Source organism: Flavobacterium chuncheonense, from assembly GCF_042686145.1.
Classification (GTDB): domain Bacteria; phylum Bacteroidota; class Bacteroidia; order Flavobacteriales; family Flavobacteriaceae; genus Flavobacterium; species Flavobacterium chuncheonense.
The window spans coordinates 467,557-489,422 of sequence record NZ_JBHUPC010000012.1; the positions used below are offsets into that span (position 1 = coordinate 467,557).

25 protein-coding genes and 1 tRNA gene are annotated in these 21,866 nt (G+C 32.8%); 12 read left to right on the forward strand and 14 right to left on the reverse strand.

Annotated features, from left to right (window positions below; all coding sequences use genetic code 11):
* The first annotated feature begins 54 nt into the window (after positions 1-54).
* Positions 55-669: a YceI family protein gene (locus ACFS5J_RS06090; RefSeq protein WP_379811166.1), complete on the forward strand. Its 615-nt coding sequence runs from the start codon at positions 55-57 to the stop codon at positions 667-669.
* A 51-nt stretch (positions 670-720) separates the two neighbouring features.
* Here the strand turns inward: ACFS5J_RS06090 and ACFS5J_RS06095 are convergent, their stop codons facing one another.
* The 8 genes from ACFS5J_RS06095 to ACFS5J_RS06130 form a co-directional block, all read right to left on the reverse strand.
* Positions 721-939: a putative signal transducing protein gene (locus tag ACFS5J_RS06095; RefSeq protein WP_379811167.1), complete on the reverse strand. Its 219-nt coding sequence runs from the start codon at positions 937-939 to the stop codon at positions 721-723.
* Between the two features lie 21 nt (positions 940-960).
* On the reverse strand, positions 961-1,578 hold the full coding sequence (locus ACFS5J_RS06100) for a DEAD/DEAH box helicase (RefSeq protein WP_379811168.1): 618 nt from the start codon (positions 1,576-1,578) through the stop codon (positions 961-963).
* Positions 1,579-1,609: 31 nt separating this feature from the next.
* Positions 1,610-2,773: a sigma-54-dependent transcriptional regulator gene (locus ACFS5J_RS06105; protein WP_379811169.1), complete on the reverse strand. Its 1,164-nt coding sequence runs from the start codon at positions 2,771-2,773 to the stop codon at positions 1,610-1,612.
* 105 nt (positions 2,774-2,878) lie between these two features.
* Complete coding sequence (locus ACFS5J_RS06110) at positions 2,879-3,709, reverse strand: mechanosensitive ion channel family protein (protein ID WP_379811170.1); 831 nt, start codon at positions 3,707-3,709, stop codon at positions 2,879-2,881.
* 6 nt (positions 3,710-3,715) lie between these two features.
* A complete protein-coding gene (locus ACFS5J_RS06115) occupies positions 3,716-5,023 on the reverse strand; it encodes an ABC transporter permease (protein WP_379811172.1) in 1,308 nt (435 codons plus the stop codon).
* 40 nt (positions 5,024-5,063) lie between these two features.
* Positions 5,064-5,984, reverse strand: coding sequence for an ABC transporter ATP-binding protein (locus ACFS5J_RS06120; protein WP_379811173.1), 921 nt, complete (start codon positions 5,982-5,984; stop codon positions 5,064-5,066).
* A 157-nt stretch (positions 5,985-6,141) separates the two neighbouring features.
* Positions 6,142-7,263: a molecular chaperone DnaJ gene (gene dnaJ / locus ACFS5J_RS06125; protein ID WP_379811174.1), complete on the reverse strand. Its 1,122-nt coding sequence runs from the start codon at positions 7,261-7,263 to the stop codon at positions 6,142-6,144.
* A gap of 55 nt (positions 7,264-7,318) precedes the next feature.
* Complete coding sequence (locus ACFS5J_RS06130; protein WP_379811175.1) at positions 7,319-7,882, reverse strand: nucleotide exchange factor GrpE; 564 nt, start codon at positions 7,880-7,882, stop codon at positions 7,319-7,321.
* A gap of 192 nt (positions 7,883-8,074) precedes the next feature.
* On the opposite strand from ACFS5J_RS06130, the gene ACFS5J_RS06135 reads away from it, so the two are divergent.
* Entirely contained in the window at positions 8,075-8,740 is a 666-nt protein-coding gene (locus ACFS5J_RS06135; RefSeq protein WP_379811176.1) for a YceI family protein, read from the forward strand.
* A gap of 38 nt (positions 8,741-8,778) precedes the next feature.
* On the opposite strand, the gene ACFS5J_RS06140 is transcribed toward ACFS5J_RS06135, so the two are convergent.
* Positions 8,779-9,681 (reverse strand): TIGR01777 family oxidoreductase, encoded by a 903-nt coding sequence (locus ACFS5J_RS06140; protein WP_379811177.1) that lies wholly within the window; start codon positions 9,679-9,681, stop codon positions 8,779-8,781.
* Between the two features lie 90 nt (positions 9,682-9,771).
* Complete coding sequence (locus tag ACFS5J_RS06145; RefSeq protein ID WP_379811178.1) at positions 9,772-10,227, reverse strand: DUF4442 domain-containing protein; 456 nt, start codon at positions 10,225-10,227, stop codon at positions 9,772-9,774.
* 151 nt (positions 10,228-10,378) lie between these two features.
* On the opposite strand from ACFS5J_RS06145, the gene ACFS5J_RS06150 reads away from it, so the two are divergent.
* The 6 genes from ACFS5J_RS06150 (at position 10,379) to ACFS5J_RS06175 (ending at position 15,197) form a co-directional block, all read left to right on the forward strand.
* Positions 10,379-10,834 (forward strand): DUF4870 domain-containing protein, encoded by a 456-nt coding sequence (locus tag ACFS5J_RS06150; protein WP_379811179.1) that lies wholly within the window; start codon positions 10,379-10,381, stop codon positions 10,832-10,834.
* 101 nt (positions 10,835-10,935) lie between these two features.
* Positions 10,936-11,271, forward strand: coding sequence for a PadR family transcriptional regulator (locus ACFS5J_RS06155; RefSeq protein ID WP_379811180.1), 336 nt, complete (start codon positions 10,936-10,938; stop codon positions 11,269-11,271).
* A gap of 5 nt (positions 11,272-11,276) precedes the next feature.
* On the forward strand, positions 11,277-12,947 hold the full coding sequence (locus tag ACFS5J_RS06160; RefSeq protein ID WP_379811181.1) for a PspC domain-containing protein: 1,671 nt from the start codon (positions 11,277-11,279) through the stop codon (positions 12,945-12,947).
* Positions 12,948-12,996: 49 nt separating this feature from the next.
* Positions 12,997-13,479, forward strand: coding sequence for a hypothetical protein (locus ACFS5J_RS06165; RefSeq protein ID WP_379811182.1), 483 nt, complete (start codon positions 12,997-12,999; stop codon positions 13,477-13,479).
* Between the two features lie 20 nt (positions 13,480-13,499).
* Positions 13,500-14,228, forward strand: coding sequence for a head GIN domain-containing protein (locus ACFS5J_RS06170; RefSeq protein WP_379811183.1), 729 nt, complete (start codon positions 13,500-13,502; stop codon positions 14,226-14,228).
* 138 nt (positions 14,229-14,366) lie between these two features.
* Positions 14,367-15,197: a GIN domain-containing protein gene (locus ACFS5J_RS06175; RefSeq protein WP_379811184.1), complete on the forward strand. Its 831-nt coding sequence runs from the start codon at positions 14,367-14,369 to the stop codon at positions 15,195-15,197.
* Between the two features lie 71 nt (positions 15,198-15,268).
* On the opposite strand, the gene trxB is transcribed toward ACFS5J_RS06175, so the two are convergent.
* The 4 genes from trxB to ACFS5J_RS06195 all read right to left on the reverse strand — a co-directional run bounded on the left by trxB (position 15,269) and on the right by ACFS5J_RS06195 (position 18,731).
* Positions 15,269-16,216, reverse strand: a complete 948-nt coding sequence (gene trxB / locus ACFS5J_RS06180) for a thioredoxin-disulfide reductase (protein ID WP_379811185.1) — start codon at positions 16,214-16,216, stop codon at positions 15,269-15,271.
* 150 nt (positions 16,217-16,366) lie between these two features.
* Entirely contained in the window at positions 16,367-16,654 is a 288-nt protein-coding gene (locus tag ACFS5J_RS06185; RefSeq protein ID WP_379811187.1) for a GNAT family N-acetyltransferase, read from the reverse strand.
* 179 nt (positions 16,655-16,833) lie between these two features.
* Entirely contained in the window at positions 16,834-18,360 is a 1,527-nt protein-coding gene (locus ACFS5J_RS06190) for an arylsulfatase (protein ID WP_379811188.1), read from the reverse strand.
* Positions 18,361-18,656: 296 nt separating this feature from the next.
* Positions 18,657-18,731: transfer RNA gene (locus ACFS5J_RS06195), tRNA-Pro, on the reverse strand.
* A gap of 129 nt (positions 18,732-18,860) precedes the next feature.
* On the opposite strand from ACFS5J_RS06195, the gene udk reads away from it, so the two are divergent.
* Genes udk through ACFS5J_RS06215 form a run of 4 tightly spaced genes read left to right on the forward strand, consistent with a single transcriptional unit; the run spans position 18,861 to position 21,854 of the window.
* Positions 18,861-19,469 (forward strand): uridine kinase, encoded by a 609-nt coding sequence (gene udk, locus ACFS5J_RS06200; protein WP_379811189.1) that lies wholly within the window; start codon positions 18,861-18,863, stop codon positions 19,467-19,469.
* A gap of 4 nt (positions 19,470-19,473) precedes the next feature.
* The gene (locus ACFS5J_RS06205) at positions 19,474-19,815 is read left to right on the forward strand and encodes an FtsB family cell division protein (protein WP_379811190.1); all 342 of its coding nucleotides are present in this window, start codon (positions 19,474-19,476) and stop codon (positions 19,813-19,815) included.
* Positions 19,816-19,863: 48 nt separating this feature from the next.
* Positions 19,864-21,228, forward strand: a complete 1,365-nt coding sequence (locus ACFS5J_RS06210) for a methylmalonyl-CoA mutase subunit beta (protein WP_379811191.1) — start codon at positions 19,864-19,866, stop codon at positions 21,226-21,228.
* A gap of 2 nt (positions 21,229-21,230) precedes the next feature.
* Positions 21,231-21,854 carry a hypothetical protein gene (locus tag ACFS5J_RS06215; protein WP_379811192.1) on the forward strand — a complete coding sequence of 208 codons (624 nt, stop codon included), beginning with the start codon at positions 21,231-21,233 and terminating at the stop codon, positions 21,852-21,854.
* The last annotated feature ends 12 nt before the right edge of the window (positions 21,855-21,866 follow it).

Genomic DNA, 21,866 nt, shown 5'->3' on the forward strand with positions numbered 1-21,866 from the left:
TGATTAACCTTCTTTTTCTTATTACCTTTGGGTAAATTTTAAAAAATCTATCAAATGAAAAAAATAGCTGTAATTGTATTTGCATTAGGATTACTAACAGTAAGTTGTAAAAAAGAAGAAAAACAAGAAATCCCTGCTGAAGAGGTAAAAACTGAAGCTACGGGTTTACAAATTGTAGCTGATTCAACTCAAGTAAGTTGGACAGCTTATAAAACAACTGAAAAAGTACCTGTAGGTGGTAGTTTTACGCAGATTGAATTACAAAGAACTCAAGAAGGAAATACCTACCAAGAAGTTTTAGAAGGGTCTGTATTCTCAATACCTGCTACTAGTGTGTTTACTAACAACCCAGAAAGAGATGGAAAACTAATCAACTTCTTTTTCAATGCTTTAAAAAACACGGAATTAATTAAAGGTGAAATTCACTTCAAAGGTGATAATACTGTTTTAGCTTTAACGATAAATGGTGTTACTAAAGATGTACCAGTTGAAACTACTTTTAAAAACAATAAATTTGCAGTCAACGGTGTCATCAACTTAGAAGATTTTGATGCATTAGGCGCTGTGGAATCAATTAACAAAGCATGTTTTGATTTACACAAAGGAGCAGATGGTGTTAGTAAAACATGGAGTGATGTAGCTATTAGTGGTTCTATTCAATTTGAATAAACCAACCAACGATAAACTGATAAAAAATGCCCCATAATGGGGCATTTTTTTTTATAAATTCATTTTAAAATTCTCTATTACCTTTTCTGCTTTAGGCAAATCACGCTCTTCAATAAACAGCTCTACAGCTTGTCCAATATTTCCAAAACCTGCAACTCTTGCAGCCTGAAGATTATTTTTAACCACAGGAAAGATATCTATTTCCTCTAATTTTTGTTGCAAACCAGCTGCAATAATCTCACTCCCCGAAAAAATCTTTTTTAATGCCATGGTCTTTAATTTTAATTTATACTATTCGTCTTCTGCTTCTAAAAATAATGGTTCTATCATTATTTTATCAGCTAGTACCTCTACGCGTTCTGTAATGGAATTACAGAAAAAAACACGTTGTACTTTTGTAATACTATCAGAAATTCTTTTAATAACGGCATCCATTCTGTTTTTAAACTGAATATCTGCATCGTCCACAACAAACATCAACAAACGATTGACATTATATCCTGCCGTTGAAAACATTACATTAAGTTTATTAGGGGTTCCAATTAAAACATCAATTCCTAAAGAAATTTGATTTTTGTCCTCATCCAAATCCGTTTTCTCATGAACACCATACACTCTTAGGTCGTTATTTTTCCCCAATTGATTGAACAAATCCAACATTTCTAACACCTGAGGTTTATCTTGTACAATAATCAAGGCCCTTGGTGATTCCTCTGTTGGTTGCACTAAACGTTGAATCACATTTATAACAATTGTAGTTGTCTTTCCACTTCCTTTTTCAGACTGAATTACAGCATCTGTTCCACTCTTTATTGTTGAAAAGCTTCCTTGTTGCAAATCATTGGCTTCTACTAAACCAACCTCAATTAACCTTTGCTGTAAGTTTTCGTTTATTTTTTTTAATTTCATTATAAAGCTATATGCTAAAAATTAAGCGTTCTTATTTACTCGCAAACATTTTCACATCTTGTTCAGAAATTTCATTTCCACCCAAAATAATCAAACGCTCCACTACATTACGCAATTCTCTAATATTTCCTGTCCAATCGTATTCCTGCAACAATTTTACTGCTTCCTTAGAAAAAGTTTTGGTAATTGTTCCTTGCTCTTGGGCAATTTTTTCTGTAAAGTGTTCCAAAAGCAATGGAATATCTTCTCTTCTATCGTTTAACGAAGGTACCTTAATTAAAATAACTGCCAATCGGTGATACAAATCTTCTCGAAAACGACCTTCTTCTATTTCCTTTTTTAAATCCTTATTGGTCGCCGCAATTACACGAACATCGACTTTTATATCTTTATCAGCACCTACCCGCTGTATTAAATTTTCTTGTAAAGCACGCAATACTTTTGCTTGTGCCGGAAGACTCATGTCTCCAATTTCATCTAGAAAAATTGTTCCTTTATGAGCTGCTTCAAATTTTCCTGCTCTATCTTTTACAGCAGAAGTAAAAGCACCTTTAACATGTCCAAACAATTCGCTCTCTATCAATTCCGATGGAATAGCCGCACAATTAACCTCAATAATAGGTGCCGCAGAACGCTCACTCTTTTCATGCAATTGATGTGCAACCAATTCTTTTCCTGTACCATTTGGTCCAGTAATCAATACTCTAGCATCTGTAGGCGCTACTTTATCAATCATCGTTTTAATTTGATTGATAGCCTCGCTCTCTCCTATCATTTGATAGGTTTTACTTACTTTCTTTTTAAGAATCTTGTTTTCAACTACTAATTGCTTGCGGTCTAAAGCATTTCGAACGGTATTTAACAAGCGGTTCAAATCTGGTGGCTTTGAAATATAGTCAAAAGCCCCTAATCGCATTGTATTAATTGCCGTTTCCAAATCACCATGCCCAGAAATCATGACCATCGGGATTTCGGGTTTAATTTTTTTAACCGCTTCTAAAACCTCAACACCATCCATTTTGGGCATTTTAATATCACAAAGTACTAGATCGAAATCATCATTTTTAATTTTTTCTAATCCTTGTAAACCGTCCTCAGCTTCTTCTACAACATAGGTATCACTTTCTTCCGATAATATTTTATTTAAAACTCTGCGGATAGCCGCTTCATCTTCAATGATTAAAATTTTAGGCATTAATAGTATTTATTAAACGTTTTCTTAAAGTGTAAAGTTAGCAAAATTAGCAGAGAAAATCTAACCTTTAGAAATATAGGGAAAATGTAAAAACACCTCTAACTCCTATGAATTGTTTATAATATGCACATCGCGTTGTGGGAATGGAATGGAAACTTTATGCAATCTGAAAAGTTCATCTATTTTAAAGCGTAAGTCACTTTTAACTCTCGGACTTAAGAGTCCATTTTGAACATAGAAATACAATGAAAAGTCAAGAGAAGAATCTCCGAAATCATTAAACAAAACCGTTACACCTTCAGATTCTATTATACCTGGAATACCCTTAACACTGTCCTCAAGCAGTCTTTTCACCAATTGCACATCACTTCCATACGCAACACCTACATCAACTTGTTCCCTGTTGGTCACTTTATTTTGCGTCCAGTTGAATAGTGCCTCCGTCATGAACTTGTGATTCGGAATTACCATTACTCTATCATTACGAGTAACCATTCGGGTTGTACGCAATTTAATTTCCTTTACTTCACCAACTTTACCATCCACTTCAATAATATCACCAACATGGAGTGATTGGTCTAAAATCATTAAAATTCCAGAAATAATATCTTGAAAAAAGGTTTGTAACGCAAATCCAACACCTACAAACAATGCTGCAGAAGCTGTAAAAAAGACATTCATATTAACTCCAGAATAATCCAAAGTAAACATAAAAACCAACACGTATACTACATATCCAATAAATTGAAAAACGCTTATAAACTTATTTTTGTCTTCTTGTGGAAGCTTACGCGTAATTAACCGACGTACTATTTTTAAAAAAATGGAAGCAAAAATCAGTGCAGCAATTAATACTATTAAATTGCCAATAGTAAACGCAATAGAATCCGTATCTATTAATTTAAACTTTAAAATTTCTAAAATTTGCTTTCGCATAAAATACTAGTACTTTAACCATTTATAAAGCTCTTTCCAATTTGTTTTTTTTCCATACATCAAAATACCTACACGGTAAATTTTTGATGCAAACCAAACCACAAATGTAAAAGTAGCAAACAATAAAACCATAGACAATATTAGTTGCCAAATTGGCACCCCAAATGGGATACGCATCAACATCACAATAGGCGATGTAAAAGGAATCATAGAAAACACCGTAGCTACTGTACCATGCGGATCATTTATCACTGTAAAGAATCCAATATATACCCCTAGCATTAATGGCATGATGATAGGTAACATAAACTGTTGTGAATCGGTTTCAGAATCTACCGCCGCTCCAATTGCCGCATATAACGAACTGTATAAAAAATATCCCCCGATAAAATAAATGATAAAAGACCCTATCATTAAACCTAAAGGCAGATTCATAATTTCATTGAAATACGATTGTAATTTTGCTATTCCTGCAGATTGTTGAGCGGCATCCATCATCTCTGGTGATACCGAAGCTCCTGCTCCCATTTGCAAACCAAAAACACTTTGCGCAACAAATACCAAAATTAAACCTACAACCACCCAAATTAAAAATTGTAAAATTCCTGCTAGCGAATTTCCTATAATTTTCCCCATCATCAATTGAAAAGGTTTTACAGAAGATATGATAATTTCGATAATACGATTTGTCTTTTCTTCAATTACACTTCGCATAACAAAATTACCGTAAATGATGATGAACATCATAATCAAATATCCCATGACACCTCCAATGGCTACTTTGATTTCATTCAGCCCTTTTAAGCTCTCTTCCCCAGAAAATTTTGATAATTTTAATGTTGAATTGGCACGAGCTTCATCTATCTTATTTTGGTCAAAACCATAAATTTTTAAATTTTCAGACGTCAATACAGAATCTACAACCGTTTCTACATCGCTAATGAAATCAATACTTGGACTATCATCAGAAATATATTCTACACGTTCTAAAAGCAACTGTATCGAATCTACTTTAGGAATATACAAAAGCCCCTCATAATTATTTGCAGCGGTATCTTTTGCAATTTGAAAAGGCATGGCAGACAAATCGGTATAGCGTGTAAATTTGTCACTTTTAAAATCCTTTTTCAACAATCCTGCTTCATCATGTATTGCAATTTGAGTTACAGAATCTTTGTTCATATTTGCCAAAAATCCAATCAAAACGGCCATACCTACAAATAGTAATGGACTTAAAAAAGTCATTACAATGAACGATTTATTGCGAACCTTAGCAATGAATTCTCTTTTTATAATTAAAAACAATTTGTTCATTTATCTATATTTTGTGATTTTACAACCCTAGTTCTAAAATCTATTTTGAAACCGCTTGAATAAAAATATCGTTAACACTTGGAATCTTCTCAACAAAATGAGTTACTTGACCGAAGCCTGTCAATATACTCAACAATTCATTTGAATTTTTATCCCCTAAATTTACTTCGAGTTTTAAATCATCATTAAGTGATTTGAAATTGGTTTGACCAACTGTAAAACGCTGCGTTAACTGATACATCAAACCTTCTACATTTTGAGTAAGAATCCCTATTTGAAAAGTATTGGTACGATATTGTTGTTTTACCTGCGAAAGTTTCCCTTCAATGAGTTTATTGGATTTATGAATTAAAGCAATATGATCACACATTTCTTCAACACTTTCCATTCGGTGGGTTGAAAAAATAACTGATGTTCCTTGCTTATTCAACTCGATAATTTCATCTTTTATCAGATTAGCATTAACAGGGTCAAAACCTGAAAAAGGCTCATCCAATATCAACAATTTTGGCTTGTGGAGTACTGTAACCACAAATTGTATCTTTTGTGCCATTCCTTTGGACAACTCTTGAATTTTTTTATTCCACCAATCTTGTATGCCGAACTTTTCAAACCAATATTTCAATTGTGCCTGAGCTTCTTGTTTGGACAACCCTTTTAACTGTGCCAAATACAGACACTGCTCACCTACTTTCATTGTCTTATACAATCCACGTTCTTCCGGCAAGTAACCAATGTAATGCACATGTTCTGGTTGTAATGGTTCTCCATCTAAAAATACTTTACCCGAATCTGGCATGGTAATTTGATTGATAATTCGAATAAGTGTTGTTTTTCCTGCACCATTTGGACCTAAAAGACCATAAATACTTCCTTTAGGAACTTCTAACGAAACACTGTTAAGCGCTCTGTAATCTCCATACTGCTTAACCACATCGCGTACTTCAAGAATATTGCCCATGCTAATTTTTTAAGTTGTTGTGTAAGAATAAAGTGTAAATGTATTGAAAAGTTATAAAAAAACCCACCCTATTTTTACACAGGATGGGAAAATTGCTATGAAAAAGAAAATCACTTTCCTAAAAAAGTGAAATTCAAATGTATAGATTTTTCTTTAATTATGAAAACATATCTTTTACTTTTTCAAAAAAAGACTTATCGTTCTTTTCGGGAGCTGGCATAAAATTTTCATCCGTTAACATCTTCTCAAAAAAAGCTTTTTGCTCTTTATTTAAAGTTTTCGGAGTCCACACATTAACATGCACTAATAAATCCCCACTACCATATCCATTTAAGCTAGGAATACCCTTCCCTTTTAAACGTAAAATTTTACCTGACTGAATACCTTCGTCTAATTTAATACGAACTTTACCCCCTACAGCTTCAATTTCTTTTGAAACCCCTAAAGCTGCTTCAGCAAAACTAATATATAAATCAAAGTGTAGGTTTTCACCTTCACGCTTTAAAAACTCGTGTTCTAACTCTTCAATTGCTACGATTAAATCACCAGGAATACTATTGCTACCAGGTGCTTCATTACCTTTTCCCGATACTTTCAATTGCATTCCGTCAACAACACCAGCAGGAATTTTGATTGATACTGTATCATCCTCCATTACCATTCCGTAGACATCTGCTCCCTGTGGTTTATGATCCAAAATTTGTCCCGATCCACTACACGTTGTACACGTAGTTGCCGTTTGCATACGCCCTAAAATGGTATTGGTAATTTTCATTATTTGACCACTACCATTACATGTAGGACAGGTTTTGTAGGTTACACCTTTAGCTTGAACTTTGCGCTTTACTTTTACTTTCTTTTCAACACCATTGACAATTTCTTCAAGCGTAAGTTTCACTTTTATTCTCAAGTTACTCCCCTTTACACGACGTTGACCTGCACCACTAAAACCACCACCGAAGCCACCACCAAATGCACTTCCAAAAATATCTCCAAATTGACTAAAGATATCGTCCATATTCATATGGCCACCACCAAAACCGCCACCTGCTGCACCATCAAATGCCGCATGTCCATATTGGTCGTATCTTGCTTTTTTATTAGCATCACTTAATACTTCATAAGCTTCAGCAGCTAACTTAAAGTTTTCTTCAGCCTCTTTATCTCCAGGATTTTTATCAGGGTGATACTGGATGGCTTTTTTTCGATATGCTTTTTTAATTTCTTCAGCAGAAGCTCCTTTAGAAATTCCTAATATTTCGTAAAAATCTTTTTTCATATTTTAATTATAACCCGAATGAAATCAATTTCCTCCGTTACATTAATATTTTCAATTATTGACCAATAACCACTTTTGGAAAACGAATAATTTTGTCTCCTAATTTGTATCCTTTTTCAATAACGTCAACGATCTTACCTTTCAATTCATCAGAAGGTGCTGGGATTTGGGTAATTGCCTCAGCAAAATCTGCATTAAAAACATCTCCTGCTTTTAACTCAACTTCCTCTAACCCTTTTGCAACCAATGTTGATTTCAATTTTTCTTGAATCAACTCTACTCCTTTTACCAATGCATCGTCTTCTGATTTTGAAATTTGAGTCCAAGCTCTGTCAAAATCGTCCAAAACTGGCAACATGGCCTGAAGTACTTCTTGATTGGCAGTTTTAAATAAATCGATACGCTCTTTTGAAGTACGTTTTTTGTAGTTCTCAAATTCGGCAAATAAGCGTAAAAATTTATCTTTTTCTTTTGCTAATTCTTGCTGTAACTGCTCTTCAACAGATAGTTCTTCTTGAGCTGTTTCTTGATTTTCTGAAACATTATCGTCCATTAGATTATCTTTCTCAATGTTTTCAGTATTCTCTTGACTCATATTTTTAAATATTTTTTTAAACATTTTTACATTTTGTAAAAGATTGCAAATGTATTGCCAAACCTCGTTAAATGCCAAATTGTCATTTAGTTTTTTTGCAACTTTCTTCAACTAAGTAGATTTCCTTACAAAACATTACTTTATTCTTAAAAAAAATTGTATATATTTGAAATACATCATAAAACAAATAACTAAAAACTAATAAATTCAATTTTTATGAAAAAAACAGTATTCAGTTTGGCAGTAATTGCTATGATTTGCTTTACAAGTTGTAAAAAAGAAAATTCAACTACAAATGACCCTACGGTAGTTGAAACTACAATGGAAGAAACTACTAATGGTGATTACACCATTAACAAGGAAAACTCTGTTATCTCTTGGACTGGTTCTAAACCCACTGGCAAACACATGGGAACAATTTCATTACTCGACGGAGGTTTTACAACTGAAGACAACAAAGTAACTGGTGGAAGTTTCACTATTGATATGTCTTCAATTACAGTAACGGATTTAGAAGGAGACGACAAAAATAACTTGGAAATGCATCTAAAAGGAACAGGAGAAAAAGAAAGTGAAGATCATTTCTTTAACGTTACAAAATACCCTACTAGTACATTTAAAATTGTATCATTAAGCGAAGCAAATGGTGCTTATTTTGTAAAAGGAATTTTAACTATGAAAGGAATTGCGAAAGAAGTTAACTTCCCTGCTGAAATTTCGGTTAACGATGATGAAGTTTCATTAGTTTCTGATGAATTCAAAATCAACAGAACCGTTTGGAATGTAAACTATGCTTCAAAATCAATTTTTGATGATTTAAAAGACAAATTTGTAGATGATGATATCTCACTTGTTGTCAAAGTTAAAGCAACAAAAGGATAATAATAAAAAACTCCCATTTTGAAATGGGAGTTTTTTGTTTATAACAAATGTTGCAAGGCTTTGTCTATGGAAGCGTACTTGAACTGAAAACCTTTATCAAGAATTTTACGCGCACTCACATGATGACTGGTATACAAAACCGTATGCATTTCACCTAACAACAACTTCAACATTCCTTTTGGTAAATTAGGCAAAAACAATGGCTTTGACATTTTTTTAGCTATTGCTTTTGTCAATTCCGAATTGGTAACCGGATAAGGAGCAACTGCATTAAAAGTTCCTTCTAGCTCATTTTGATGTATAAAATAAAATAACGCGGCCAAATCATGAATGTGTATCCAAGACTGATATTGATTACCCGTTCCAAAAGATGCACCAAGACCTAATTTAATGGGTTTTATAAATTCTACTAAAGCTCCTCCCTCTTTTGCCAAAACTAATCCTATACGAACCTTAGAAACCAAAATACTTAAGCGCGCAAATTGATCTGCTTCGTCTTCCCATTTTGCTACAACGTTAGCTAGAAATGAATCATCAATTTCATTTTCGGTTTCAGTATAAATTTTATTGAAATCATGTGGATAAATTCCAATTGCGGATGCAGAAATAAAATGTTTTACAGTATGACTTCGTTTTGATAAGGTTTGAAACAACAAACGAGCCGATAAAACCCTACTTTCAATAATTTCTTGCTTTCCTTTTGAAGTCCATCGCTGATTTATAGGTGCACCTGCCAAGTGAATTATTGTTACCACTTCATCAAAAGCTTCCACGTCAATTTCACTGGTTTGCGGATTCCAATAGAATCCTTTAAAATTCTCTTCTTTGTCTACTTTCGTTTTGGAAGTAGTCAAATAATGAATTTTAACACCGTTCTGAAGCAACAATTTTACTAATTCACTTCCTAACAGCCCAGTAGCACCTGTAATTAAAACTTTCATACCTTGTTTTTAATCAAATTTACAAAGGATAAACTCGATAATGAAGTAAATTAACTTTTGTTAACAGATGATTACTACTACAAATTTTATCTATGAACGCACCTTAATTGTCCACTCAAATTGCATTTCAGAAACTTGCACCCCCTCAGCGTTAACACCTATTGAAGTCAACCAAAGTGTTTGACCTTCTTTTGTTGCAATAGTTCTTTGAATAGCTGCTTCAATCAAATCACCTTGATTACATTTAAATGTAATTAGCCCTGTAGCCTTTTTGGTAAAAGAAGCTTTATTATTCGCTACTAACATGGAAATATTAGCGCCACTTTTTTTAATTTGAAACATAACCAAAGCTCCCGTTGTAAACTCAGCAGCCATTGCTTGCACTGCAAAATACATCGAATTAAAAGGATTTTGGTTGAACCATCGGTGCTTAACCATAGTTTGACATTCTGTTTCGGATATCGATTTAACGCGCACCCCACTCCAATAAGCAGAGGGAAGCTTGAAAAACATGAAAGTATTTAATTTTGACGGCGTAAATTTCATAAACTTATAATTTTAGTAAAAATACAAAAAATACTATGCGTTCATAATATTTTTTAAATGTTAATATTTTGTTAATTATTAGTACTATGCGTAACATAATACTTGCTTTTAGACTTATCTTTGTATAAGAAATTATTAGCTATAGTATATTATGGAAACAACAAACGAAAAAAGTTTAGCCACAATAACACACTTGAGTGCTTTAAGTCAGTATATCATTCCTTTAGGAAATTATATCTTTCCCATATTAATTTGGTCAACAAACAAAGACAAATCGAAGTTTATAGACTTCAATGGTAAACAAGTATTGAATTTTCAATTGAGTGTTCTGGTTTATACCTTAGTATTTGTGGCCGTAAGTATATCTGCTTTTTTATGTTTCTCAGTAGAGACTATTAATAAAATTGACTTCAGTCAAAACAATTTTGATGTAACAGAAGTTTTAAGCACACAAAATATTACAGGACCACTAATTGTAGGAATTACAGCAATAGTACTTTTAGTGATAATGAAGGTTACAGAATTCATTTTACTGATTTACGGCGCTACGAAAGCAGCAAACAACGAACATTATAACTATCCATTGACCATTAATTTTATAAAATAATCAATAAAGACAGTTTCAATCATCAATCACATCAATCATCAATCAAAAAATGAACAGTTTAATTATTTCTGAAATTATTCAGATTAAAAAAGAAAAAAATCATGAACATTGAAAACACTAAAGCTCAAATGCGGAAAGGTGTTTTGGAATTTTGCATTTTATCAGTATTAAAAAACAAAGATGCCTATACTTCCGAAATACTTGAAACGCTAAAAAACGCAAAACTCTTAGTAGTTGAAGGAACCGTATACCCTTTACTAACGAGATTAAAAAACGATGGCTTATTAAGTTATCGTTGGGAAGAATCAACTTCGGGACCACCACGAAAATATTATGGACTAACCGATGAAGGGAATGAATTTTTGAAAGAATTAAACACGACTTGGACTGAATTATCAGACGCCGTGAACATCATAACGCAAACCAGCCAAAACTAAACATCATGAACAAGACAATAAGTATAAATTTAGGTGGATTTTTCTTCCATATAGACGAAGATGCCTATCAGAAATTAACACGCTACTTTGATGCCGTGAAACATTCGCTTTCCCCTGAAGGAAAAGAAGAAATCATTAAGGATATTGAAAGTAGAATTGCAGAGCTTTTTCAGGAGCGTTTGAAAAACGAGAAACAAGTTGTTAGTATAATAGAAGTTGATGAAATTATCGCTATCATGGGACAACCTGAAGATTATAGGATTGACGAAGATAAAAATTATCAAGACAATCCTAACACAGCTTATACTTCGTATGCAAGACCAAAAAAATTGTATCGTGACAAAGACAATTCAATGCTTGGTGGTGTACTAGCAGGTTTAGGCCATTATATCGGAATTGATCCATTATGGTTACGTATTATTATGGTGATTTTATTCTTTGGATTTGGTACAGGATTATTAATCTATATTTTATTATGGGTTTTAATTCCTGAAGCGGTAACGACGTCTCAAAAATTAGAAATGCGAGGAGAACCTATTAACATCTCCAATATAGAAAAAAAAGTAAAGGAAGGTTTTGATGAAATAACTGGCAAAATAAACAACATTGATCATCAAAAATTAACGCGAAACGCAAGATCAGGAGCCAATCAAGTAGTAAGCACTTTAGGCGATATTTTTATTAACTTATTTAAAGTAATTGCTAAGATATTAGGGGTATTCATCATCTTTTTTTCAGGATTAACTTTAATAGGAATATTCATTGGTGGGATTGTTATGATATTTTCATCATCCTTATCAGATGCGTTTATTTTCAATAAAATGGACACTCCTTTAACATTTGACTATCCACTTTGGGTACAAGGTATATTACTTATCCTAACTGTTGGTATTCCGCTTTTATTCTTAATTATTTTAGGATTAAAATTAGTAGTTAACAATATGCGACCTTTGAATAGTTATTTGAAATATTCTTTGTTAGCCGTTTGGATTGTTGCTTTAATAACATCCATTTATATTGGAATTAAACAAGCTACTGAAGTTGGATTTACTGGAAAGGTTGCACAAAAAGAACAATTGTTTACCCAACCAACGGATACCCTATTCTTGAAAATGGATTTCAACGATTTCTATGCTAAAAATGTACATCGAAAAAAATCAAATCTTTACACACACGATGAAAACAATAACCCTATCATTTATTCTAATACGGTTATGATTCATTTAATGAATACCGAAAATGAAACACCATTCATTCAGATTGAAAAAAACGCAGACGGCAAAACTTATGAAGACGCGAGAAAAAGAGCTGAAAAAATAAAGTATAATTTTGACATTCAAGAGAATACCATTAAATTAGACAATTATTTTATCACTGATTTTAAAAACAAATTCCGAGATCAAGAAGTTCACATTTATATTTATCTACCTGAAGGAACTATAGTTTTCCCAGACAAGAGCATCAGTAAATTTTTAACGTCTCATAATTCAGACATTAATATTTATTATGGTAATGAAGGCGAATATTACACTGTAGAAGGTGATGAAATGAAATGTTTAAGTTGCCCCATTGAAAAAGAAAACGACAGTTTAAATGAAAACATGTCTATTAAAATTAACGACAAAGAACTTAACATCAATGTTAAGGACAACGAAGTAAATATTCGCGCAAACTAAACATTATCTATTTAAAAAGTGAATGATTAACCTTATTGAATCTCAATTTATGGAAAAAGAAATTAACAGAAATGAAAACTTAAATTGGAGAATAATTTTCAACAATTCGATATATCCATTATGGATGAAATTATTAAGCCTTTTTACAATTATTCTATCTCTAATTATAGCTTATTTTCTTATACAAGGTAAAGTCAGTCCAAATTTAAAAATTTCAGCTTTTGGACTGACAACAAATGATCCAATATCTTTATTTGGAATCATCATAATAACAACTTTAGTATTAAGTAATTTAAGTTCATTTGCAATTTTGTTAGAAAAAAAATATGCAGTCACAATTACAAAACTTTTTGTATTTATCGGCTTTACTATTTCATTCATTTCAATGTTAATTTTACCTGTTTTACTCAAAGATTATAAATTCTACCCAGCCTTTGAAATTATAATTTTAGCTTTTATCTACAAAACAATTAAAAAAATTGAGCATGATACCAAAACAAGATTTGAAAAAGAAATTAGCATTCGTGATTAACAATTAAAAAAAACAATATCATGATTAAAATAATTATTGAATTTTCGAAATTGCTAGTAGCACTACTCTTGGTGGTAGTACTACATTCTTGTGGAAATTTCAACGGCATTTCAGGTAATGGAAATGTTGAAACCACAAAAAGAGCTGTAACAGAATCCTTTAGTGCAATTGAAGCCAAAACTGGATTGGATGTAATTATTGAACAAGGCAACACCGCTTCTATTATAGTAGAAGCAGATCAAAACTTACAAAATCATATTATAACAGAAATTCAAAACGGTGTTTTAATAATATACTGTGATGCTTCAATCGTTAAGTCGTCAGCTCAAAAGGTATATGTTCAAGTAGAAGATATTAATGCCATTAAATCAAGTAGCGGAGCAACTGTTACCACAAAAAACGGAATTACAGCTCCTCAACTACTCTTAGAATCAAGTAGCGGCAGTGAGATCGACATTACAGTAAGTAGTGAAGAACTAACTTGCGAAAGCAGTAGTGGTAGTGAAATAACCGTTGCAGGAAAAGCAACTTCTGTAAAAGCAGATGCTTCAAGTGGTAGCGAAATAGACCTGAGTAAACTAAATGCTGCGATAGCAAAAGCGAACGCTTCTAGTGGCAGTAGCAGTTATGTGAACGCTTCAGAAACAATAAGTGCAAACGCATCCAGTGGAAGTACAATCAAATACGTTGGAAAACCAAAACAAATCAGTATTGAAGAAAGTTCAGGAGGAAGCGTAAAAAGCAAGTAAAAGCAAAACATCAGTTTACACTGATGTTTTTTTTATTTACGTTTTAAAAACTATGCAAAATATTTTTTTTTATGTAGGTTTGCTACTGCTCCGGATAATTGGAACAATTATTGTTTCGCAAAATAAAACAAACAAAACATGAAGAAAATAACATTATTCACACTGCTACTATGTTCTATAATTACTTTTGCTCAAAAAAAGGAAAAAATAAAAGGATCTAAAATTATAACGGTAAGTGTTAAAGAATTAGAACCATATGAAAATATCGAAATTGAAGACAATTTGGAAATATTTCTAGTAAAAGGAGATTCTCCTACCTTAGAAATTGAAGCCGATGATAACTTACATGATGCCATTAACTACTCGGTAATGGGAAACACATTGCGTATCACTTCTCAAAAAGAAGTCATTAGTGCTAAAAAATTCTCTATTCGTGTTAATTATAACAACAATTTAAAACTCGTTTCCGTAAAAGGAGAAGCAAAACTACATGCTCTTGCCGCAATTGAGTTGGAAAATATTACTATTAAAAATTACGATCGTTCTGCTTCTTATTTGAATGCCGATTGTAACTTTTTCACCCTTATCCTAAATGACAAAGCAGAAGCAGAACTAAACCTAAAAGCGCAAAACACCATTTTGGAATTAAGTAAAGATTCCGAGCTGAAAGCTTTGGTTGCTTCACCAGAAGTAAAATTAGACATGTATCAAAATAGCGATGCTAGAATAGAAGGCGATGCTGAAAATGTAAAAATGCGCATAGACAACAGTAGTTTTTTGGCCGCTAGCAAATTCACAACAAAAAGTTTAGACTTAACGATTGAAGGCTATGCCAAATCAGAAGTTAATGTTGTAAATGACATTACAATCAGTGCTGCTGGAAAATCTGAAATTAGATTATTTGGCGAGCCTCAAATTGAAATTACAAAGTTTTCCAATACCACTACCCTTTACAAAAAAGAATTATAATCCATAGAACTTGATATAATAAAAAAATCCAGCTAACGCTGGATTTTTTTATTATTTGAACAGATATAACTTTATTCTCTAGCAGCTAAGTAACGTTCTGCATCTAAAGCCGCCATACAACCTGTTCCTGCAGCTGTTATAGCCTGACGATAAACATGATCCGCAGCATCACCACCTACAAAAACCCCCGGAACATTCGTTTGAGCCGTACCTGGAACATTTATAATATATCCTGTTTCATCTAAATTCAAGTAATCAGCAAAAATATCGGTATTTGGTTTGTGTCCAATAGCTACGAAAAATCCTGTTGCAGGAATTTCTGTTGTTTCACCAGTAGCTCTATTTCTAGCACGTACTCCTGTTACCACTTGACCATCTCCTAAAACCTCATCTGTTTCAGTATGCATCAAAATTTCAATGTTTGGCGTTCTACGTACACGCTCCTCCATAATAACAGATGCTCTAAATTTATCACTACGAACCAACATCGTTACTTTTTTACAAATATGTGATAAATAATGTGCTTCTTCACAAGCACTATCTCCTGCTCCAACGATAACTACTTCTTGATTTCTATAGAAAAACCCATCACATACTGCACAAGCCGAAACACCTCCACCTAAGTTTAAGTACTTTTGCTCAGATGGTAATCCTAAATATTTTGCAGAAGCCCCTGTTGAAATAATTACAGTATCGGCATGAATTTCTGTAGTTTCATTAATCCATACTTTGTGAACTGGACCAGAAAAATCAACTTTCGTAGCCCATCCATCACGAATATCGGTTCCAAAACGCGTTGCTTGACTTTGCAATTGCACCATCATTTCTGGACCTGTAATTCCATCAGGATAACCCGGGAAATTTTCTACTTCATTAGTTGTTGTCAACTGACCGCCTGGTTGTTGTCCTTGATATAATACTGGACTCATATTGGCTCTAGCCGCATAAATAGCTGCAGTATAACCCGCAGGACCTGAACCTATTATTAAGCACTTTACTCTTTCTATAGTATCTGACATGATTATATGTTTTATTTTGAAGTCCCAAAAGTAATGATTTTGAAAGAAATGGAATGTTATTTAAATTACAAAAAATAATGGTCCAATCAATTTAATTGATTCTTTCAAAACGTGCATTAATTTTCACTTCAAAATCTAAAACTACATTTATTATAAATCAGGATTATGAAATACAGAATTTGCTTGATAATTTGGATGTTTATCAATATAAGCTTTAATAAAAGGACAGATGGGCTTTACTTTCAAATGCTGTTCTGCAGCAAAATCCAAAATCATTTTCGCTAAAGTAGACCCCACCCCATTTCCTGCTAACTCTGCTGGTACTTCGGTATGCAAATACGAAATAGAATCTTCTTGTATTTTATAATCTTCAAATGCGACATATCCATCAATATGCAATTCCAAACGATTCTTCGCTGTATTATTAATTAATTCCATAGTATTGAATATTACGTTTTGTTAAATTACACTAAATTACGTTTTTTATTAAATAGTAACCGCACTACTCAAGTAAAGTTACAACATTTCAATACTCCAAAAAACACAAAACTTCAACAAATAAAGCCAAAAAGGCCATCTTAAAATAAGACAGCCTTTTTAAATATATTCCATACTTTTTAGTTTGATACTTTTTGAATCATACTATAAAAATCTCCAACTTGTACTGACAAACCCTCTTGACTTGGCGGATAATCCTTAAAACTAGCAAGGAAAGGTCCAAGAACACTGCCTACTTGACCTATAATCCAACTATGATTTTCAGCCCATTCATCATAACCTCTAGCTTCGACAAAACGCTCAAATGGATCTATTTTTAAGTTTATGATGTAAGGAGTTGTTAAAACATCTTGTGTAGAACGGAACCATTTTTTTTGATCTCTAAACAGCACTTTGTAATCACCATATCGTAAACCATGTAAAGTGGTTTCGGTAAAATAGAAAAACTCTTTTCGTTTCGATTTACCATTATTCAATAAAATATCACTTTGATCATAGCCATCTAAATGTACTTTATATGTCACACTTCCTGCCTTCAAACCTTTTAACAAATCATCTTTTGTATTTGGTTTTCCAACCCATGACATCAATGTAGGCATCCAATCCTCCATAGTCATAAACTCACCAGTTACAGTTCCAGCAGGAATATGACCTGGCCATTTTACTAACATAGGAACTCTAAAGCCTCCTTCCCAGCCACCAACACCTTTTTCACCATGAAATGGATGATTTCCCCCATCCGGCCAACTGTTAGCTGGAGCACCATTATCAGTAGAAAACATAACGATAGTATTCTCTTCTAATCCTAATTCTTTAATCAAAGCTGTTAATTCACCTACAATATCATCCATTTCCATAAGCCCGTCAGCATAAATACCGTAACCACTTTTATTTAAATACTTGTTATTTAAATTCGTTTTATAGTGCATACGCGTGGTATTGTGCCATACAAAAAATGGTTTATCATCTGCAGCAGCCTGACGAATAAAACGCTTGGATTGATCTAATACATCCCATTCCAATGTTTTTTGTTTTTCAGCTCCCCATGGACCTAAATCTTTAACATCTTGTTTACCGTTTCCTAATGCTTTAGAATGAATAATACCTCGCTCTATAAGATTACGCTCTTTTAATACTTTTTCATCTTTTGGATAGTCATATTGCTCTGGATATTCTCCTGCATTCAAGTGATATAAAATACCATAAAATTCATCAAAACCGTGAGCTGTTGGCAAATGTTCATCACGGTCACCCAAGTGATTTTTACCAAACTGTCCAGTAGCATATCCTAGTGGTTTTAACAATTCCGCAAGAGTAGGATCTTTAGATTGAATCCCTTCCTTAGCTCCAGGTAAACCTACTGTAGTCAAACCAGTTCGTACTGGATACTGACCTGTAATAAAAGAAGCACGACCTGCAGTACACGATGCTTGCGCATAATGATCCATAAAAATCATACCATCTTTAGCGATCTTGTCAATATTAGGAGTTGTGCCTCCCATTAACCCACGGTGATAAGCACTGATATTAAACATCCCAACATCATCTCCCCAAATAATTAAAATATTGGGCTTTTTTTTGTTTTGAGCAGATACCCCAACTGTAACACTCAAAAAAAGTAATAAAAGAATCGATTTTAATTTCATAATTACAAGTATTTTTAAAATTTACTATTATTTAAAAAGTGATTACTTTATTATGCAATTAGTTTAGGTTAAGCTACATTTTATTCAGGATGTTAAATATACAACTTTTATTACACAAATTGTGACACAGAATAAAAAATAATCTTGTTGAAAAAATGAAGTTCTAGTAAAAGGAATACAGAATAAAAAAAATTATCTGTTGCAATTCAAACAATTACACCAAATAAATTCAGTTTAGGCATAAAAAAACACCGTTAATCAAAGACTAACGGTGTTTGTAAATTACTCAGGTGTTGTCGGGGTGGCAGGATTCGAACCTGCGGCCTCCTGCTCCCAAAGCAGGCGCGATAACCGGGCTACGCTACACCCCGTGTAATTCGAGTGCAAATATAGGACTAATATTCATACTCGCAAATAAAAAATAAAAAAATATCGAATAAAATTATCGCCCCAATTTTAAATACAAATACTTAAATTTGTCAAAATAAATTCGAACAGAAATGCTTGTGATTGGAATTGCCGGTGGAACCGGAAGTGGCAAAACTACTGTTGTACATCAAATCATGAATGAACTACCTGCAACGGAGGTAGGCATCATTTCGCAAGACTCCTATTACAAAGAAACGCATCACCTTAATTACGAGGAGCGTACTAAAATAAATTTCGATCATCCTAGAGCTATTGATTTTGAATTATTAGTAAAACACCTTAAAGCTTTAAAGGAAGGCAAAACTATTGAACAACCTGTTTATTCGTTTGTAACACACGACAGAACCGATGACAAAATCATTACACATCCCCAAAAAGTAATGATAGTGGAAGGTATTTTGATTTTAACCAATCCGGAATTACGTGATATGTTTGATATTAAAATTTTTGTTCATGCCGATTCAGACGAACGCTTAATACGCCGATTGAAACGTGATATTGCCGAAAGAGGCAGAGATATGGAAGAAGTTTTAAACCGCTACCAAAACACTTTAAAGCCAATGCACGAGCAGTTTATTGAACCTACTAAATCATTTGCCGATATTATTATTCCGAATGACAAATACAATACCGTAGCCATCGACGTAGTTCGTGCCGTAATTAACCAACGTTTAAATTAGCAACATGAAAAAAATTAAAGCAATAATAGAACGTTATCCTTTTCTAAAATTATTTGGAAATCGATACGTATTGGGATTGCTTTTATTTACAGTATGGATGCTCTTTTTGGACAATTATTCGTACCTTGACCATCGTGTTCTCAATAAAGAAATAGACGAATTAGAAGACAACATCGATTACTACAGAAAAGAAATCAAAAAAGACAGTATAAAAATTAAAAAATTAAAAAACAACGATCAGATTGAAAGGTATGCTAGAGAAAAGTATTACATGAAACGTAAAAACGAAGACATCTATCTCATCGAGTTTGAAGGAGAAGAAAAGGAAGAACAATCCAATCTTTAAACTTTTTCATAAAACTAAATGTTTTTTAAACCATTAAATAAATGCATAATGGCAAGTCAAAAATTATTTGAAGCATTTCCAACACTAACCTCAAAGGAGTGGAAACATAAAATTCAGGCAGAATTAAAAGGTGCCGATTATAATGAAACCTTGGTTTGGGAAAGCCTTGAAGGTATTAAGGTAAAACCTTTTTACCACAATGATGAATTTGAAAACAATGTAACGGTTCATACATCAGTATCAGAGTTTAAAATCCTACAAAACATATTTGTTCACGACGTAGCAAAATCAAACGAAAAAGCTAAAAACAGCTTAAGCCGTGGTGCAGAAAGCATTCGTTTTACAATCGAAAATGAAGCTGTTGCTATTACTGAACTTATGGCTAATCTTCCTTTAGAAAACGTAACTTATTATTTTAATTTACCTTTTTTATCAAAAGATTATTGTGCAGCACTGAATCAATTTGCGACAGCAAACAAAGCCAACTTTATTTTTCTAAATGACGCTATTGGACAATTGGTTGCAGAAGGCAATTGGTTTGAAAATCTTGAAAAGGATTTTGAAAATTTAAACACTATTACCAAGACCTCAGCATTTCCATTTTTAAGCATAAAATCTGGAATCTATCAAAATGCTGGAGCAAACATGGTACAACAATTAGCCTATACGCTAGCGCATATCAACGAGTATTTCAACAGAATTGAAAAAATTAACCACGCCATCACTATTGAAGTAGCGGTAGGCACAAATTATTTCTTTGAAATTGCCAAACTAAGAGCGTTACGCATACTTTTTGACGCCTTAAAAAAAGAATATGATTATACTTTTGATTGCCATATTGTTGCTACTCCTTCAAAACGCAATAAAACGTTATACGATTACAACGTAAACATGCTGCGTACCACTACAGAGTGTATGTCAGCCATATTAGGAGGTGCAAATGCAATTGGTAATTTAGCTTATGATGCCATTTACCATAAAGACAATGAATTTGGCGATCGTATTTCCAGAAATCAACTTTTGGTATTGAAAAACGAAAGTTATTTCGACAAAGTCAACAATCCAGCCGATGGTGCTTATTACATTGAAACTTTAACAGAGCAATTGGCAGAAAAAGCATTAGCATTGTTCAAAGACATCGAAGCTAATGGCGGTTTGATTACGCAATTAATTGAAGGAACGATTCAACGAAAAATAAAAGAAAGCGCCGACAAAGAACAAGAACTTTTCGATTCGGGTAAAGAAATTTTATTAGGCACAAACAAGTACCCAAATAAAAACGACAAAATGAAACACGAATTAGAATTGTTCCCTTTTGTAAAACAAAACCCTCGAAAAACATTAATTACACCTGTAATTGAAAAACGTTTGGCTGAGAAATTAGAACAAGACCGTTTAGCGCTAGAAGAATAATTATGAAAAAACTATTTCTTTTTCTTTTCATTTTCTCATTGCTTTCTTGTGAAAATTTCACGAAATCAACGGCTGATATTTTATCTAAAAACAATAAAGATAAAGTACCTGGAAAATACCATACACTAAAGAAAGAAAAAATTAGAGTTTTCTTACCCGAAGAATTTAATTTCATCTCTTTAAATGATTATCGAAATTTAATCAGTCGTTCAAACGATACTATAACCAAAAGTAGAGAACTAGAAAGATTAAACACCATTGAAAAAAGCAAAGAAAATATTTACTTCTTCGAATATATCGAAGCGGCTAGTATAATAAACATCCTACCTACTGAATATATGATTTTTAACAAAAAGGATGCTCAATTTATGTTAGCTTTTGTAAGCAATTTAGTTCGAATGAGTTCGCCTACAGCAACTGATTTTGAAAAAATAGAAGCAGAATTTAAAAACAACAATAGAACTCAAATTTTTAAAGCAATTTTTAAGTTTCGTGTTCCAAATAACGAATTAGATTTTTACAAACATGTATATTTTATGAGCGAGAATAATAAAAGTGCCTTCATAACATTTGAAACACCCATACCAACAAGCTTTGATGAATATATATACAGAACAAAATTGTAATATAAGTATAGT

What these genes read in the sequence shown, in the direction of transcription:
- ACFS5J_RS06090 (WP_379811166.1), top strand. Translation starts at nt 55, where the DNA reads ATGAAAAAAATAGCTGTAATTGTATTTGCATTAGGATTACTAACAGTA.
- ACFS5J_RS06095 (WP_379811167.1), bottom strand. Translation starts at nt 939, where the DNA reads ATGGCATTAAAAAAGATTTTTTCGGGGAGTGAGATTATTGCAGCTGGT.
- ACFS5J_RS06100 (WP_379811168.1), bottom strand. Translation starts at nt 1,578, where the DNA reads ATGAAATTAAAAAAAATAAACGAAAACTTACAGCAAAGGTTAATTGAG.
- ACFS5J_RS06105 (WP_379811169.1), bottom strand. Translation starts at nt 2,773, where the DNA reads ATGCCTAAAATTTTAATCATTGAAGATGAAGCGGCTATCCGCAGAGTT.
- ACFS5J_RS06110 (WP_379811170.1), bottom strand. Translation starts at nt 3,709, where the DNA reads ATGCGAAAGCAAATTTTAGAAATTTTAAAGTTTAAATTAATAGATACG.
- ACFS5J_RS06115 (WP_379811172.1), bottom strand. Translation starts at nt 5,023, where the DNA reads ATGAACAAATTGTTTTTAATTATAAAAAGAGAATTCATTGCTAAGGTT.
- ACFS5J_RS06120 (WP_379811173.1), bottom strand. Translation starts at nt 5,984, where the DNA reads ATGGGCAATATTCTTGAAGTACGCGATGTGGTTAAGCAGTATGGAGAT.
- dnaJ (WP_379811174.1), bottom strand. Translation starts at nt 7,263, where the DNA reads ATGAAAAAAGATTTTTACGAAATATTAGGAATTTCTAAAGGAGCTTCT.
- ACFS5J_RS06130 (WP_379811175.1), bottom strand. Translation starts at nt 7,882, where the DNA reads ATGTTTAAAAAAATATTTAAAAATATGAGTCAAGAGAATACTGAAAAC.
- ACFS5J_RS06135 (WP_379811176.1), top strand. Translation starts at nt 8,075, where the DNA reads ATGAAAAAAACAGTATTCAGTTTGGCAGTAATTGCTATGATTTGCTTT.
- ACFS5J_RS06140 (WP_379811177.1), bottom strand. Translation starts at nt 9,681, where the DNA reads ATGAAAGTTTTAATTACAGGTGCTACTGGGCTGTTAGGAAGTGAATTA.
- ACFS5J_RS06145 (WP_379811178.1), bottom strand. Translation starts at nt 10,227, where the DNA reads ATGAAATTTACGCCGTCAAAATTAAATACTTTCATGTTTTTCAAGCTT.
- ACFS5J_RS06150 (WP_379811179.1), top strand. Translation starts at nt 10,379, where the DNA reads ATGGAAACAACAAACGAAAAAAGTTTAGCCACAATAACACACTTGAGT.
- ACFS5J_RS06155 (WP_379811180.1), top strand. Translation starts at nt 10,936, where the DNA reads ATGAACATTGAAAACACTAAAGCTCAAATGCGGAAAGGTGTTTTGGAA.
- ACFS5J_RS06160 (WP_379811181.1), top strand. Translation starts at nt 11,277, where the DNA reads ATGAACAAGACAATAAGTATAAATTTAGGTGGATTTTTCTTCCATATA.
- ACFS5J_RS06165 (WP_379811182.1), top strand. Translation starts at nt 12,997, where the DNA reads ATGGAAAAAGAAATTAACAGAAATGAAAACTTAAATTGGAGAATAATT.
- ACFS5J_RS06170 (WP_379811183.1), top strand. Translation starts at nt 13,500, where the DNA reads ATGATTAAAATAATTATTGAATTTTCGAAATTGCTAGTAGCACTACTC.
- ACFS5J_RS06175 (WP_379811184.1), top strand. Translation starts at nt 14,367, where the DNA reads ATGAAGAAAATAACATTATTCACACTGCTACTATGTTCTATAATTACT.
- trxB (WP_379811185.1), bottom strand. Translation starts at nt 16,216, where the DNA reads ATGTCAGATACTATAGAAAGAGTAAAGTGCTTAATAATAGGTTCAGGT.
- ACFS5J_RS06185 (WP_379811187.1), bottom strand. Translation starts at nt 16,654, where the DNA reads ATGGAATTAATTAATAATACAGCGAAGAATCGTTTGGAATTGCATATT.
- ACFS5J_RS06190 (WP_379811188.1), bottom strand. Translation starts at nt 18,360, where the DNA reads ATGAAATTAAAATCGATTCTTTTATTACTTTTTTTGAGTGTTACAGTT.
- udk (WP_379811189.1), top strand. Translation starts at nt 18,861, where the DNA reads ATGCTTGTGATTGGAATTGCCGGTGGAACCGGAAGTGGCAAAACTACT.
- ACFS5J_RS06205 (WP_379811190.1), top strand. Translation starts at nt 19,474, where the DNA reads ATGAAAAAAATTAAAGCAATAATAGAACGTTATCCTTTTCTAAAATTA.
- ACFS5J_RS06210 (WP_379811191.1), top strand. Translation starts at nt 19,864, where the DNA reads ATGGCAAGTCAAAAATTATTTGAAGCATTTCCAACACTAACCTCAAAG.
- ACFS5J_RS06215 (WP_379811192.1), top strand. Translation starts at nt 21,231, where the DNA reads ATGAAAAAACTATTTCTTTTTCTTTTCATTTTCTCATTGCTTTCTTGT.